Genomic DNA, 14667 nt, shown 5'->3' on the forward strand with positions numbered 1-14667 from the left:
CGCGGGCTGCCCGGCCACGTCGGGGCGACTCCCCCAAGAGGTGACCTGCCTTGTCACGGGCTCGACGGCCCAGCAATGGACGGGTGAACAGTTCAGGAACTGCTCGAAACACCCCTTGCGCCGAGCGGTCCGAATTCAGGAAGCTGGGCGGTGCAGCGCCCCACACGGACCCGTCCGCACCCCAGCGCACCACCCATCGGAACCCCCACACAGGAGCATCCATGAACACGACCGGTCTGGCGCGAGCCGCCGCCACGGGCATCGCCGCCCTCACCCTCGTCGCTGGAAGCGCTGGCTTCGCCGACGCCGGCAAGAAGGCCCCCAAGCCGAAGCCGTCGGAAGCCGTCGCCTGCCAGCAGGAGACGAACCAGCTGTCGATCTTCGCCTTCAACGACTTCCACGGCCGGCTGGCCGCCTCGAGCCCCGACACCGTCGCCTTCTTCGGCACCCTGGAGGACGCCCGCCAGACCGCCGGCGAGGACCACTCCATGGTGGTCTCCAGCGGTGACAATGTGGGCGCCTCGCTCTTCCCGTCGGCCGTGCAGGAGGACAATCCCACCGTCGACGTCCTCAATGCGATGGACATCCAGTCCTCCACCGTCGGCAACCACGAGCTGGACCGCGGATGGAGGGACCTGACCGGCCGCCTCACCGAACGCTCGGAATTCCCCTACCTGGCGGCCAACCTGTACACCAAGGGCACCACCACCCCGGCGCTCAAGCCCTACGAGATCGTCGAGCGCGACGGACTGAAGATCGCCGTCGTGGGTGCCATCACCGCAGACCTGAAGAGCCTGGTGGGCACCGAGGTCTTCAACAATGTGGACCTGGGCGATCCGGTGGCCGCGGTCAATGCGCAGACCGAGGCCCTGACCGACGGCAACCAGGCCAATGGCGAGGCCGACGTCGTGGTGGCCAGCTACCACGAGGGTGCCGCCGTCAGCACCCCGAAGACGCTCGACGAGGCGCTGACCAGCAAGCCCTTCGCCAGCATCGTCAACGAGACCTCCCCGAAGGTCGCGGCCATCCTCACCGGCCACACCCACCAGAACTACACCTGGCAGGCACCGGTTCCGGGCACCGACCGCACCCGTCCCGTGGTCGAGTCCGGCAGCTACGGCGCCTTCGTCGGCAAGGTCAGCCTGACACTGGACAACACCCAGCCGATGAGGCCCGGCAACAACAAGGGCAGGGGGAAGGGGGCCGTCAAGGATCCGGGCGCTGAACTGCGCGGCACCGTCTGCGCCGCCTCCGCGGAGAACCTGGCCGTCAAGCCGTCGGCCGAGGTGCCCGCCCTGGTGGCCAAGTACCCGCGCGTGGCCGAGGTGCAGAAGATCACCACCGACGCCCTGTCCCAGGCCAAGATCATCGGCTCCCGCGTGATCGCCAAGTCCACCGCCCCCGCGAGCCGAGGCCTCAAGGCCGATGGCACTCCCGACAACCGCGCCGTCGAGAGCACCATGAGCAACATGGTGGCCCAGATGTTCTTCGACACCCTGGGCAAGGGCGACGCGGACTTCATCGGCGTCCAGAACCCGGGCGGTACCCGCGCGGACCTGGCAGCCGGCGACATCACCTACGCCCAGGCCGCGGCCATCCTGCCCTTCGCCAACACGCTGATGACCACCCAGATCACCGGCGCCCAGGTGAAGACCATGCTCGAGCAGCAGTGGCAGACCAATGCCGACGGCTCCATCCCCAGCCGCGCCTACCTGCAGCTGGGGCTGAGCAAGAACGTCACCTACACCTACGACGAGTCACGTCCGATGGGTGACCGAATCACGTCGATCGCGGTCAACGGCAAGGCCATCGATCCGGCCAAGCTGTACACCGTCGGTTCGGGCAACTTCCTGATCACCGGTGGCGACAACTTCCGCGTGCTCGCCGAGGGCCAGAACAGCCGCGACACCGGCGCCAGCGATCTGGCCGCCTGGGTGGAGTGGCTGACCGCGAACAAGACGGTCTCGCCGAGCTTCGCCCGCGGTGCCGTCAGCGTCAAGGAGACCCCGAAGACCCTGACCGCTGGCCAGGCCACCACCTTCACCGTCGGCGCCCCGCAGGGTGCGCTGCAGACCGACACCCTGGACATGAAGTCGGCCGGTGCCGTGGCCAACACCTCGCTGGTGGCCAGCATCGGCGACGTGCAGGTGGGTACCGCGACGGTCAGCGACGGCAAGGCCACCCTCACGGTGACCGTGCCCGAGAGTGTCGCCAAGGGTGCCGCCGTCCTGACCCTGAAGGCCGCCCCTTCCGGCACCGTGGTGAGCATCCCGGTCACCATCGCCTGATCCGCTCGGCACCGTTCGCACGAAAGGGGCTCGGGCCACGGCAGGATGTGCGGACGAGTGAACATGCCCTGGACGACGGGTTCGGCCAGTGAACCGGCGGGCACCACCAACCTCGCCACGGTTCCGACGAGGTCTGCCCGACGCGCCAGCGCCCCAATCGGCCCCAGCACTCCGGCCTCGTCCGACCCCAGGCCACGGGCCTCGACGGGCTCGGCCACCGTGGATGCGTCAGTAGACCTCCACCTGGCTGAGCCGGCAGGGTGCGGTAGCCACCAGGCGCAGCCCGTCGATCGGCTCGGAACCCACCCGGTAGGCGGCCGTCTGGTCCGGGTGCGGGGTGGAGCGGGTGACCACGGCGGCGTCGGCCCACTCCCCGTCGCAACGGACCTCGACGCGCAGACCGGGTGCGGCCGCTTCGGGGCTGGTCACGGTGAGGTAGAGCGGCGTGAAGGGCTGCTCCCAGGTGAAGCTGACCACGTCACCGGCCGAGAGGTCCGCATGATTCTCGCCCCGGTCGTCCACCAGGCACTCGGGTCCGTCGTAGCTGGCCGCCGGGGTACGGTCCGGCTGCCAGCGTCGGGCCTTTCCGGTGGCCGTCGACGCACTCCACGGGCGCGTTCCTGCACCCCAGCTGGACGGCTCGGGGCCCAGCTCGAACTCCAGCAGCGCATTGCCGCGGACCAGCTCGGCCGGAATGGTGACGGCATTCCACAGCTCCCCGTTGACCCGCAGGGACTGGATGTAGCGGTGCTCGATGCCCGTCGCACGGATCTCCAGCCGGGTTCCGTCGGTGCGGTTCCACGCCATCTTCGCGAACAGGGGCGCGGTGATCGCCAACTCTCCCCCGCCGACGAAGACCGGGTAGAGGCCCATGGCCAGCAGCAGCCAGTAGCCGCTCATCTCGCCGTTGTCCTCGTCGCCCGGGTAGCCTTGGCCGATCTCCGAGCCGACGAACTTCTTGTCCAGCAGCTCCCGCGTCAACCACTGCGTCTTGTGCGGCTGTCCGGCGAACAGGTACATGAACGGAATGTGGTGCGCCGGCTGGTTGCTGATGGCCAGCTGCCCGATGCCGTCGGCCTGGGCCTCGTTCATCTCCTGCGTGTTGTAGGTGTAGCTGCCCCACATCGCCGGGCTGGTCACCGCCGGGGTCCGCAACATCTCGTCGAGCTTGTCCGCCAAGGCGTGTTCCCCACCCAACAGCTTGGCCAGCAGGGCGCCGTCGTGCGGGGCGTGGAAGGCCTGCCCCCAGGCATTGGTCTCGGTGTAGTCGTGGCCCCAGTGGCGCGGGTCGAAGTCCTTGGGCTCCACGCGCCAGCCACCGTCGGGCCGACGGCCCTGGTAGAAACCGATCCCGGCGTCGAACATCTCTGCGTGGGCCAGGGCGCGGTTGGCGAACCAGACCTCATTGGCCTCCAGCTCCTCACGCCTGCCGGCCAGGCGCGGATCGTTCGTCGCGCGGACCGCCAGCCGCCCGGACCACAGGGAGATGGCTGCATCGCAGGAGGCGTTGTCCATGGTCCAGGCCAGCCCCTCCTCCGTGTCGGTGTCGATCCATCCGACGAAACGTCCCTTGCCGATCCCCTTGCGGCCGGTCAGCACTGAGTCCGACGGTCCGGTGGCATTGCGGAGCGCCGAGTCGTAGGCGGCCAGCTCGTCGGAGCCCGAGGCGAAGGTGTGCGCCAGCGAGGCGTCGGCGAAGATGGCGTCCGAGCTGGTGCCGGGCATGCAGTCGACGTAGCCGGGGGCGGACCAGCGCGCCATCCAGCCGCCGTCGCGGTACTGCTGCAGGATGCCGCCCAGCAGCTCGGGGGCCTTCTCCGGCGTGAGCAGCGAGTACAGCGGCCAGCAGGTTCGGAAGGTGTCCCAGTAGCCGTTGTTGACGCTCAGCTGCCCGTCGACCACCTGGCAGCCGGTGTGGTCAGGGGTGTGTGCTCCAGCCGGACGGAAGGGCGAGGCGTAGGCCCAGCGGGGCTCTTCTGGGCTGCCGACGTTCTCGTGGTGGTCATTGGGCCACGAGTACAGGCAGGCCAGGTTGGACCAGGCCGTGATCCGCTGGTCCAGCGTCCCGCCGTCGATCTCCAGGCGCCCCAGCAGCTCGGTCCAGGTGGCGTGGGCACGGCCGGCGATGTCGTCGAAGCTGGCCTGCCCCACCTCCATCTCCAGGTTCCGGCGCGCCTGCTCGACGCCGAGGAAACTCATCGCCGCGCGTACTTCCAGCACGTCGGCCTCGGTCTCCAGGATGGCGGCCTGCGGGCGCGGCAGCGGAACGGTCAGCTTGCCGAACCAGGACTTGTGCAGCCGCTTGCCGTTGATGACGACGATGCCCTCCAGCGGGCTGCGACGTTCGCGAGCGCGGTGCACGGCGGCGGGTGCATTGGTCTCGCCGTAGACATAGGCCGGTGGACTGGGCCGGTGCAGGCCGACGGTCCATCCTTCGGCCGGAGCGATGGAGGCGTGGAAGGCCACCCGCCCGTCGTCGAGTGTCTCGGTGTGCATGGTGCCGACGAAGGGCTGGTCCAGCACGACGCCGTGCCGGGCGGACTCGGTGAAGGTGAACTTGAAGACCCCGGCGCGCGACGTGGGCGTCATCTCCGCCCGGATCCCCCCGTCGAGGTCCACCCGGTAGTAGTGCGGGCGGTCGATCTCGTCGTCATGGCTGAAGGCGCGGGCCCGCTTGGTCGGCGACGCCGTCATGTGACCTTGCCAGGGCATGATCTGGAAGGCGGAACGGTCCGCGATCCACGGGCTGGGCTGGTGACAGAAGGCCAGCGCGGACAGCTTGGGAACCGGGCCCCCGTCGCGGTGCCAGCCGTAGAGCCAGTTGCGATCCCGACTCTCCGTGAGCGGGACGAGGAAGTTGAAGCCCTGCGGCACGCAGGTCAGCGGCAGCGCATTGCCCCGGGAGTAGAGGAAGGCCGAGTGGGTGCCGCGGGTGGTGCGCACCCGGTCGACGACGTCGGGCTCCTCCACGGGGCGGGGCCGCATCCCGAAGACCTGCAGCCAGCCGGAACCCACCAGTCCTGCGCGGCTGGCCAGCAGCACCTGCTCCACCCGCTGGCCGACCAGCTCGTCGAGGGAGAGCTGCAAGAGGTTCCAGTTGTCCGCCACCAGGCACTGCCTGCTGCCGTCGATGACGTGTTCGTGCTGGTCGCGCAGGGTGACAGAGCCCGTTTCCGTGATGAACTCGACGCCCAGCGAGCAGCCGTCGAAGTTGGGGTCCGGGGAGTCATTGCGGGTGGGGTCGTGCTCCAGGTCCGGGAAGACGGCCAGCTCGAAGACGGTGCCGGGCCGGACCCTGAACCCGCCGCCGATCCGGGTGGATCCGCCTGCCACCTGCTGCCGGAAGTGGTGCACCGTGCCATGCTTCAGACCGGCCCGGGGCATCGAGGCCATCGGGTTGGTGGGGCCGGGCGAAGGAGTCAGGACGGGGCCGTGGCCCTGGACGTCGTCGGTGGCGCTGGTCTGGGGCATCGGCTCTCCTGGAAGGGCTTGTCAGGGTGCGTCGGGGGCCGCACCCGGCACTGGGTCCAGCGTAGCCGGGGCGTTGCCAGACATTGATGGCTCCCTCGCTGGCAATCCGCAGATAGCCCGTGGCCACGATCCGCCGCTCCACCTCCTGAGGGCTGGGCAGCGGGTCGCCGACCTCCTTCTGGCTCATGTCCAGCACGACGAAGTCGCTGGGGATCTTGGTGAGCGTCGGAAGTGTCACGAGATTGCTGCGGGTCAGGTGGGCGGCCAGCCGGTTGTCGACCTCCAGGCAGGTGCCGGCCGGCAGGTGGCGCAGCACCGCCTGCTGGTGCACCATCAACGGCTTGGTCTGCCAGGCGTTGTGGAAGAGGCGCACCAGGGCGTAGTTGCGACCCTGCACAGCCAGGTCGAAGACCGGGGTGAACACCAGCACCTGTTGATCGCCAGGAAGAAGACGACGGTGCCCAGCAGCACCAGAGCGCCACACATCGCCAGCGTCCGGTGCAGGGGCTTGGGCGCGGCCCGGGAAGGCGCTCGGGTTTGTGGGATCCGCTCGTGTTGCAACCCACGCGGATCGTGCGAACCCGAGCGGCTGCCGCCCCGCGAGCGGGGCCAGCGTCGCGATGATGGGGTGCCGGCCGTAAGGAATTGTGGGTAGCGGCTGAGGCAGTGGATGCCGTAGACCAGCCAGCTGGCCAGTATGAACCACCAGATGGCCCGGGGCGAGGAGAGTTCACGGTGCACGCGTCCGCGCGCTGCCACGGGGACGACGGGATGGGCCATGGCGGCAGTGCAGAGCGCCATCAGGGGGTGGTTCCGCCGCCATGGGGGCGCCCCCAGCACACCCGTCGGGTGACTTGTTCGTTCAAATGGGTGGGCTCCTCCGCGCGTCTTCCCGCCAGTGGCGCAAAGGGGCTCCGAAGGGTTTGGCCTGACCGTCATGCCGTGTACTGTGGAGACAGTTGTTGAAGTTCTAGTACCTCGTATGACAAGCGGTTTTCGGCCTCGACCCCCATCCAGGGCGTCCGTGCCAAAACTGTTTTCTGGACGGTTCACAAGGCATCACAGCTAGGAGCACCCGAAAGCCGGAGTGCTCAGCACCCAGAAAGCAGAAATGACATGACTACTGGCATCGTGAAGTGGTTCAACGCCGAAAAGGGCTTCGGCTTCATCGCCCCCGAGGACGGCTCCGCCGACGTGTTCGCGCACTTCAGCGCCATCCAGGGCTCGGGCTTCAAGAGCCTCAACGAGAACGACCGCGTGGAGTTCGAGGTTGTCCAGGGCCCCAAGGGCGCCCAGGCCGCCGACATCCACGTGATCAGCTGACACCAGGTCTTCAAGAACCGCCCGTCCTGCTCCGGCAGGGCGGGCGGTTCTGCGTCTCCGGACGGAGGCCCCCTGCCCGTCGGTCAGTCCTACGGCACCCTCCGCACACAGGGCGAGTGACCCCGCCCCTGACGGGGCCGGGTCCCTCGCCGCACCACTGGCCCGTGCCTCAGAACTGGCCTGCCTCCACCAAGCGGGTCCGCTCGTCGCGCAGCGCGACGTCCTTGGGGTGGAAGCGAAGACGAACCAGAAGGCGGCGTTCATCAGGTAGGGGATGGTCACGAAGTGGAGCAGCGTGCGCTGCAGGCCGAAGCTCACCGACATCCAGCCGGTGGCCAGGCTCATCAGGGCCGTCAGGCAGCCCTGCACCAGGCTGAACAGGACGGCGAAACCGGTGGCGGACAGCTGCGTCGGGACCACGCTGGCCACCATCGGCAGCACACACCCGGAGAATCCGATCGAGAAGACCAGGCCCAGCATGAAGGCCACCACGTAGTACTGGCCCAGGCTGAACTCCACCGGGAAGGCGATGAAGGTCATCGCGGCAAAGGCGACACAGTAGATCTGGAAGAGGTCGATGCGGCCCTTGTCCCCGAAGCGACGCTGGAAGAAGTCGCCCAGGAAGCCGCCGATGAAGGAGGACAGGAACTGCCCCAGCTGGAGGATGGTGCACAGGTAGGCGGCGTTCTTGATGCCCCAGCCCAGGTCCTTGGCCCAGAACTTGGCCCGGAAGCCGAACATCACCAGCGAGGTGAGCATGGGGAGTATCGCCAGCCATTCGGGTTGTCACCGAACTGCCCCAGCGCCGGGGTGAGCAGCATGCCCAGGCCGGCCGAGATGCCGCGCACCGTACCGAAGGCCTTGCCACGCTCGGACTTGGCGTAGAGCGAGTTGATCAGGCCCAGGGCCGCGTCATTGACCGCGAAGGCGTTCATGATCTGCGGGAAGAAGACCTTGGAGACACCGCCCTCGGAGTTGTCGATGGACATCGGCGCTCCCAGGGCGACCGTCGCCCCCATCCGGCCCTTGGGCTTCACGAACTCCGCGTCCTCATTGACGGGGACGTAGGTGGGGCCGTAGCCGGGAACATTGGCGACGAGGTCCTCCCGTCCGGGGACCTGGGTGATGGACGAATTGTCCGGGTGTTGCGTGGTCAACTGAGGCCTTTCATGTGCTTCATCGAGCAGTGAGCCGTGATGCGTCAACTGTGGAGCCAGCACCGATGCGTCGTGACCCTGTTGCCGGATCTTGCCGTCGGTCACCCACCGGGCAGTGCCCGGTGATGTCAGTGCCATGGGGCAGGATCGGGGCATGACCAATTTCGACGCACTCACCCCAGAAGCCCTGCGTGCCCGTGGATCCATGAAGTGGAACCGTCGCGGCCCGGAGGTCCTGCCCATGTGGGTGGCGGAGATGGACTACCCGCTGGCCGATCCGGTCGCCGCCGCCATCGACGAGGTGGTGGCGCGCCAGGGCTTCGGCTACGCGGAGGTGGATGACCGGGTCCCCCGTGCCTTCGCGGACTTCGCGGCCCGTCGGCTGGGCATGACGGTCAACCCGGGGTGGACCACCGTCGTGCCGCATGTCCTGGCAGGCATCGAGATCGCCGTCGAGGTATTCACGCCGAAGGATGCCGGCGTGGTGGTCACCACCCCCGCCTACATGCACTTCCTGGTCATCCCCGGGCTGACCGGGCGCGAGGCCGTCGAGGTGCCGCTCCTGGAGACCAGGGGCGCGGCCAGCGTCGACGAGCAGTGGCACCTGGACCTGGAGGGCATCGAGCGCGCCTTCGCCAATGGCGCCCGCTCGCTGATCCTGTGCCAGCCCTACAACCCGGTCGGCAAGGTCTTTTCCCGTGAGGAACTGGCCGAGCTGGCCCGGATCGTCGCCAGGTACGACGGTTGGGTGATCAGCGACGAGATCCATGCCCCGCTGACCCTGCCCGCCATCCGGCACCTGGCCTACTCGGAGGTGGACGAGACGGCCGCCAGCCACTGCGTCACCATCACCAGCGCGTCGAAGAGCTTCTCCATGCCCGGCCTGCCCTGTGCCACGGTGAGCCTGCACACCCAGGCGGGCCACGATCGCTTCGTCACCAATGCCCATCCGGACCACCTCTACGGCGCCACGACGCTGGGGATCGAGGCCAATGTGGCGGCCTTCACCGGGGGCGACGAATGGTTGGACGGCGCCCTGGCCAAGATCGCCCAGAACGTGGCGCGGACCAAGGCCTTCGTCGACGCGGAACTGCCCGACGTGCGCTATGTGCCCGGTGATGCCACCTACTTCGCCTGGCTGGACCTGCGCGAGGCGGGCCTGGGCGATGACCCGGCCGCCTGGGTCTTGGATAAGGGCAAGCTGTGGATGAATCCCGGAGGAGACTTCGGGGCCAATGGCAAGGGATTCTGCCGCCTCAACCTGGCCACCACCAGCGCCATCCTGGACGACGGTCTGGGCCGGTTGAAGGCCGCGCTGGACGCCCGCTGACGCGCCTTCAGGGGGCGAGGATCCCCGCCGCGCGAGCCGCCCCCGCATAGGCCGCCGCCAGGCTGTCGACGGTCTCGTGGGCGTTCAGCCCCGATGGGTTGGGCAGCACGAAGAGCCTCGCGCCCGCCAACGCTTCGGGCTGCTCGCCCAGCGCGGCGCTTGGCATGGCGAAGGACTGCCGGTAGGCGGTCACCCCCAGCACGGCCACCAACCGGGGCCGGCGCTGACGCACCGGTACCTCCAGGCGCACCGCTCCCCGGCGCAGTTCCTCGCGGCTCAGTTCGTCGGCGCGCGCGGTGGCCCGGGCGACGAGATTGGTGTTCCCGATGCCCAGCCGGTGCAGCTCCGCCAGGTCCTCCGGCCGATAGCCGTCGGCGGCATCGAAGGGGTGGCTGATGATCCCGGCCCGTGCCAGCGCCGGGTAGAAGCGGTTTCCGGGGCGGGCGAAATGGGCGCCCGTCGCGGCGGTCCACAGCGACGGGTTGATGCCGCAGACCAGCAGGCGCAGGTCCTCAGGCAGCAGGTCGGGAACCTCACGGCCCGCGAAGGCCAGCAATTCGTCCTTGCTCCATCCCATGACAGGAAGCCTGCCAGAGGGGCGCAACCGGCACCGTCGCGGCGGCCCTTGGCCACGAATGGCCGAACGTCGAGCGGACTGCGAGTGAACCACTGTCCAAGGGACCCGTGGCGGTCCTACGCTCGTGGCAGGACGGCGCAGCATGCGCCACGACGACGAGGTGAGAGATGCCCCTGTACGGACCCCTGTTCAATGACTACGCGGAGAAGAACTCCGAGCACCAGTTCAGCCTGCAGAACAAGAAGCTGCTCAAGGTCGAGATGGGCTTCGGCCCGGTCTGGGCACGCACCGGATCCATGGTGGCCTACCAGGGCAAGATCAACTTCACCAACAAGGGATCCGGCGGGATCGGCAAGTTCCTCAAGCAGGCTGCCACCGGCGAGGGCGTGCAGCTGATGGAGTGCACCGGCAGCGGCGAGCTCTTCCTGGCCGAAGAGGCTGCCGACGTCCAGGTGATCTACCTGGAGAACGACACGATCAGCGTCAATGGCGGCAATGTGCTGGCCTTCAGCCAGTCGATCCAGTGGGATGTGCGACGCATCCAGGCCCGTGGCGCGGCGATGACCGGCGGCCTGTACAACGTGGTCCTGCAAGGCACCGGCTTCGTCGCCATCACCACCAAGGGTGAGCCGGTGGCCCTCGACGTCGCCCAGGCGCCGACCTTCGCCGACGCGCAGGCCGTGGTGCTGTGGACCGGCGGCGTGCAGATGGACATCAAGATGGACACCGGCGGCCTGAAGTCGATGGTGCGTGGCGGCACCGGCGAGATGCTGCAGATGGCCTTCCGCGGTCAGGGCCACGTCGTGGTCCAGCCCTGCGAGAACGTCGTCGCCACACCCAATGGCAGTGGCGGGGCCGGCGGCATGCTCGGCGGCCTGCTCGACGGGTAGACGACGGGTTCCGCCCGCCGCCATCCGATTCCCTACGCGGCCCTCCAGAGCTGTCAGTCCCCCAGCGTCGCCACCATGACGGCCTTGATGGTGTGCATCCGGTTCTCGGCCTGGTCGAAGACGACGGACTGCGGCCCCTCGAAGACCTCGTCGGTGACCTCGAGCGCCTCCATCCCGAACTGCTCGTGGACCTGGCGTCCGACGGTGGTCTCCAGGTCATGGAAGGCCGGCAGGCAGTGCAGGAACTTCGCCTCGGGGTTGCCGGTGGTGGCCATCACCTCGGCATTGACCTGGTAGGGCTTGAGCACCTCGATCCGATCGGCCCAGACGTCCTTGGACTCGCCCATGCTCACCCACACGTCGGTGGAGATGAAGTCACAGCCCGCGACGCCGGCGGCGACGTCGTCGGTGATGGTGATCCGGGCCCCGGTCTGCTCGGCGAGGCCGCGGGCCAGACCGACCACCCACTCCTCGGGCTGGTACTCGACGGGCGCGACGATCCGGATGTCCATGCCCACCAGGGCACCGGAGACGAGGCAGGAATTGCCCATGTTGTAGCGCGCATCACCCAGGTAGGCGTGCGCCACCTGGTCCAGGGGCTTGCTGCAGTGCTCACGCATGGTGAGCTGGTCGGCCAACATCTGGGTGGGGTGCCACTCGTTGGTCAGGCCATTCCAGACGGGGACGCCGGCCTTGGCGGCGAGCACCTCGACGCCGTCGGTGCCGAAACCGCGGTACTCAATCCCGTCGAACATCCGGCCCAGCACGCGGGCAGTGTCCGCCATCGACTCCTTGTGCCCGATCTGGCTTCCGGTGGGTTCGAGGTAGGTGGTGTGGGCGCCCTGGTCGAAGGCGGCCACCTCGAAGGAGCACCGGGTGCGGGTGGAGGTCTTCTCGAAGATCAGGGCGATGTTGCGGCCGATCAGGCGCTTGGTCTCCTGGCCGGCCTTCTTGTCCGCCTTGAGCTGGGCGGCAAGGTCCAGCAGCTCGGTCCATTCGGCGGGGGTGAAGTCCGATTCCTTGACGAAGTGGCGGCCCTTGAGGCTCATCATGGCTCCCTGTGCTCTGGTGCGGAAGCACACATCCTTTCAGCCCCGCGGTGCGAAGCGGAGGATGTCTCGTCGCGGGGTGCCGTGGCAGGGTTGAATCATGAGCCAGCACATCCTGATGATCTGCCACGGCAACATCTGCCGCTCCCCGATGGCCGAACGGGTCGCCCGCGCCCACGCGGAGCGCGAGTGCCTCGACGTGACGATCACCTCCGCCGGGGTCAGCGCCGAGGAGGACGGCAATCCCATCGACCGCCGGGCGGCCAGCGTCCTGCGGGAGGCCGGCTATGACGCCTCGAACCACCGGGCCCACCAGGTGACGGCGCTGGAGGTCCGGGAGGCGGACCTCGTGGTGGCAGCGGAGGAATACCACCTGGACCGGCTTCGACGCCTGGTCCCGGACGCGGAGAACCTGCACCTGTTCAGCGAGTTCGACCCCGAGGCCTCCACCGGCGACGGCCTGCCAGACCCCTGGTACGGCGGGATGGACGGCTTCCATGACACCCTGGCGGCCGTCGAGAGGGCAATGCCGGCGCTGATGGAGCGGGTACGGCAGAATTCCTGAGACCGCCCCTCACAGGGCCACCCGTCGCGTGGCTCGAGCGGACCCCTCGAGTGAGAGGATCGACGCACCGAAACGACAGACCCTCCGGAGAACCGTGTCCCAGCAAGCAATCGCCGAGCGTGGCCAGCACATTGGCCCGCGGTATGCCCTGGGGCGGGCCCGTCGGGACTCGACGACGACCGCGCTACGGGTGCTCGGGCTCGCCTCGCTGGCGCTGACCCTGACCACCGAGACCGTCCCGCTGACCCTCGCCTTCGGTTCTGCCGAGTCGGAGGCCGGGCTCGGCCTCGCCCTCCTGCTCTCTTCCCAGCTGCTCGCCGGCGTGGCCCTGATGCTGCCACGCCACCACGTCGTCATCCCCTGGATCCTGCTGGCGCTGCTGGGAGGTGGGATCGCGGAGATGATGTCCCACACCGAGAACTTCCGCGCCGCCGAATACCTGCTTCCCGGCTACTGGCTGCTGCCGCTGATCTCCGTTGCGATGCGCTCCAAGAAGCGTCAGGTCTACGGCTCCTTCGCCCTGATCGGCGCGGCCGCGATGATGGTCGTGCAACAGGTGTACGTCGGCGTGCACAACTGGGTGGGAGTGGCGGATCATGTGTGGATCCTTCAGCCCACCATGCTGGTGCTGCTCTTCGGCGACGCCGTCATCTCCATCGACAGGGCCCGCGGCGAGGCGGTCGAACGCAGCCTGACCGCACAGCAGGAGCAGGAAGAACAACAAGGTCTGGACCAGGGCCGGCGCGAGGCGGACCGGATCCTGAACGAGCACGTCCTGCGCGCCCTGGCGTTGGTGGGAGGTCCGGGGTCGACCCGGCGCATCATCGAGGAATTGCGCGGCGCCTGGGCCACCGTCGAGGTGGCGGACTCCCGTCGACGCACCACGCGGCTGGAACGCCAACTCAGGCTGGACCGCCGCCTCCGCGACGCAGGAGTCGTCGTCGAGGGTGAGACCGCCCCCATCCCGATGGCCTTGGCCCGCGCCTTCTGCGATGCCGTGGCTGCCGCCGTCGCCCCGCGGGACACCGTGGCAGGCGGGCCGGCGATCAGGGCGGTGGTGAGCGAGGTGGAGGACCTTCGACGGGTACAGCTCACGCTCCCGCGCAGCCCCGGACATCGGGGAGCCGATCGCGGCTTCGACCTGGGGGAGGTCCAGCAACGGATGTCCGAGGTGGGAGGCCAGGCCGAGGCCACACCGGCTGCGGGTGGCGGTCACGTCATCGACCTGCGCTGGCCACGTCAGGTCCCCGGGGCACCGGCCGCCGCCTGGAATGCGGCCCCCGACCGCCTGGTGCGCAGGAAGCTGACCCGCACCGCCTGGCCCACGCTGATCACCGGGCTGTTGATGACCCTGATGGCCAATACCGAGACCATCCGCCCCGCCGTCGGGCTGACCGCCGGCCTCCTCGCCTTCCTCGTCGGAGGAGTCACGGCCGCCCTGCTGCGCCGGCATCGGATCGGCCGGGCCGGAATGGCCGGGGTCTCCCTGCTGGCGCTGTCCGTCTGGGCGCTGAACCTGTGGCTGGTGCCCGCGCCACCGGAGATCGACTACCCGTTCTGGCTGGGCTGGTCCGCCTCGGCCCTGATCCACCTCGTCGTGCTGTCCGAGACCATCTCCGTAGGGCTCTTCCTGGCGGTGTTCTGGACGGTGATCCAGATCGGCGGCATTGCCCTGCGCTATGGCAGCTGGACCGAGGTCTGGTGGCACAGCTTCCTGGTGATCACCGGTGGGGGGGACGTCATCATCACCCTGCTCGTGCTCTGGGTGGCGCGGACCGCGGCCGCCCAGGAGGCCGAGGCGAAGGCCATCGCGACCAGCTTGCGGGCGGCCACGACGAGACTGCAGATGACCTCCGACGTGCAACGTCACTGGAGCCGCGTGGTGACGCAGGAGGCCCTGCCCCTGCTGGACGGCATCGCAGCGGGTGAGCTGGACCCCGATGACCCGCAGGTGCAGGCCCGGGCGCGCGCCGTGGAACGAGTACTGCGGGCGGAGCGGGCGAGCGCCTGAGACAGG

At 68.7% G+C, this 14667-nt stretch carries 11 protein-coding genes; 7 read left to right on the plus strand and 4 right to left on the minus strand.

The features are described 5' to 3' along the window. Positions 1 to 221: 221 nt before the first annotated feature. Positions 222 to 2288 carry a bifunctional metallophosphatase/5'-nucleotidase gene (locus EDD41_RS08695; RefSeq protein ID WP_123575610.1) on the plus strand — a complete coding sequence of 689 codons (2067 nt, stop codon included), beginning with the start codon at positions 222 to 224 and terminating at the stop codon, positions 2286 to 2288. Between the two features lie 228 nt (positions 2289 to 2516). Here EDD41_RS08695 and EDD41_RS08700 read toward each other — a convergent pair whose 3' ends face one another. Then, entirely contained in the window at positions 2517 to 5759 is a 3243-nt protein-coding gene (locus EDD41_RS08700) for a GH92 family glycosyl hydrolase (RefSeq protein WP_123575611.1), read from the minus strand. Between the two features lie 1116 nt (positions 5760 to 6875). Here EDD41_RS08700 and EDD41_RS08710 point away from each other — a divergent pair. Both EDD41_RS08710 and EDD41_RS08715 read left to right on the plus strand, forming a co-directional pair. Continuing rightward, positions 6876 to 7082 carry a cold-shock protein gene (locus tag EDD41_RS08710; RefSeq protein ID WP_094765544.1) on the plus strand — a complete coding sequence of 69 codons (207 nt, stop codon included), beginning with the start codon at positions 6876 to 6878 and terminating at the stop codon, positions 7080 to 7082. 274 nt (positions 7083 to 7356) lie between these two features. After that, positions 7357 to 7578, plus strand: coding sequence for a hypothetical protein (locus EDD41_RS08715; protein ID WP_123575613.1), 222 nt, complete (start codon positions 7357 to 7359; stop codon positions 7576 to 7578). 244 nt (positions 7579 to 7822) lie between these two features. Here the strand turns inward: EDD41_RS08715 and EDD41_RS08720 are convergent, their stop codons facing one another. After that, positions 7823 to 8377: an MFS transporter gene (locus tag EDD41_RS08720; RefSeq protein WP_148060517.1), complete on the minus strand. Its 555-nt coding sequence runs from the start codon at positions 8375 to 8377 to the stop codon at positions 7823 to 7825. 16 nt (positions 8378 to 8393) lie between these two features. On the opposite strand from EDD41_RS08720, the gene EDD41_RS08725 reads away from it, so the two are divergent. Then, the gene (locus EDD41_RS08725) at positions 8394 to 9569 is read left to right on the plus strand and encodes a MalY/PatB family protein (protein WP_170165298.1); all 1176 of its coding nucleotides are present in this window, start codon (positions 8394 to 8396) and stop codon (positions 9567 to 9569) included. A gap of 7 nt (positions 9570 to 9576) precedes the next feature. On the opposite strand, the gene EDD41_RS08730 is transcribed toward EDD41_RS08725, so the two are convergent. Next, positions 9577 to 10146, minus strand: a complete 570-nt coding sequence (locus EDD41_RS08730; RefSeq protein ID WP_123575616.1) for a mismatch-specific DNA-glycosylase — start codon at positions 10144 to 10146, stop codon at positions 9577 to 9579. Between the two features lie 167 nt (positions 10147 to 10313). On the opposite strand from EDD41_RS08730, the gene EDD41_RS08735 reads away from it, so the two are divergent. Then, a complete protein-coding gene (locus EDD41_RS08735; protein WP_123575617.1) occupies positions 10314 to 11036 on the plus strand; it encodes an AIM24 family protein in 723 nt (240 codons plus the stop codon). Positions 11037 to 11089: 53 nt separating this feature from the next. On the opposite strand, the gene argF is transcribed toward EDD41_RS08735, so the two are convergent. Next, positions 11090 to 12088, minus strand: coding sequence for an ornithine carbamoyltransferase (argF, locus tag EDD41_RS08740; protein WP_123575618.1), 999 nt, complete (start codon positions 12086 to 12088; stop codon positions 11090 to 11092). Between the two features lie 97 nt (positions 12089 to 12185). On the opposite strand from argF, the gene EDD41_RS08745 reads away from it, so the two are divergent. Beyond that, positions 12186 to 12650 (plus strand): low molecular weight protein-tyrosine-phosphatase, encoded by a 465-nt coding sequence (locus EDD41_RS08745; RefSeq protein ID WP_123575619.1) that lies wholly within the window; start codon positions 12186 to 12188, stop codon positions 12648 to 12650. 94 nt (positions 12651 to 12744) lie between these two features. After that, the gene (locus EDD41_RS08750; protein ID WP_148060518.1) at positions 12745 to 14661 is read left to right on the plus strand and encodes a hypothetical protein; all 1917 of its coding nucleotides are present in this window, start codon (positions 12745 to 12747) and stop codon (positions 14659 to 14661) included. The last annotated feature ends 6 nt before the right edge of the window (positions 14662 to 14667 follow it).

The organism is Luteococcus japonicus, assembly GCF_003752415.1.
GTDB lineage: Bacteria > Actinomycetota > Actinomycetes > Propionibacteriales > Propionibacteriaceae > Luteococcus > Luteococcus japonicus.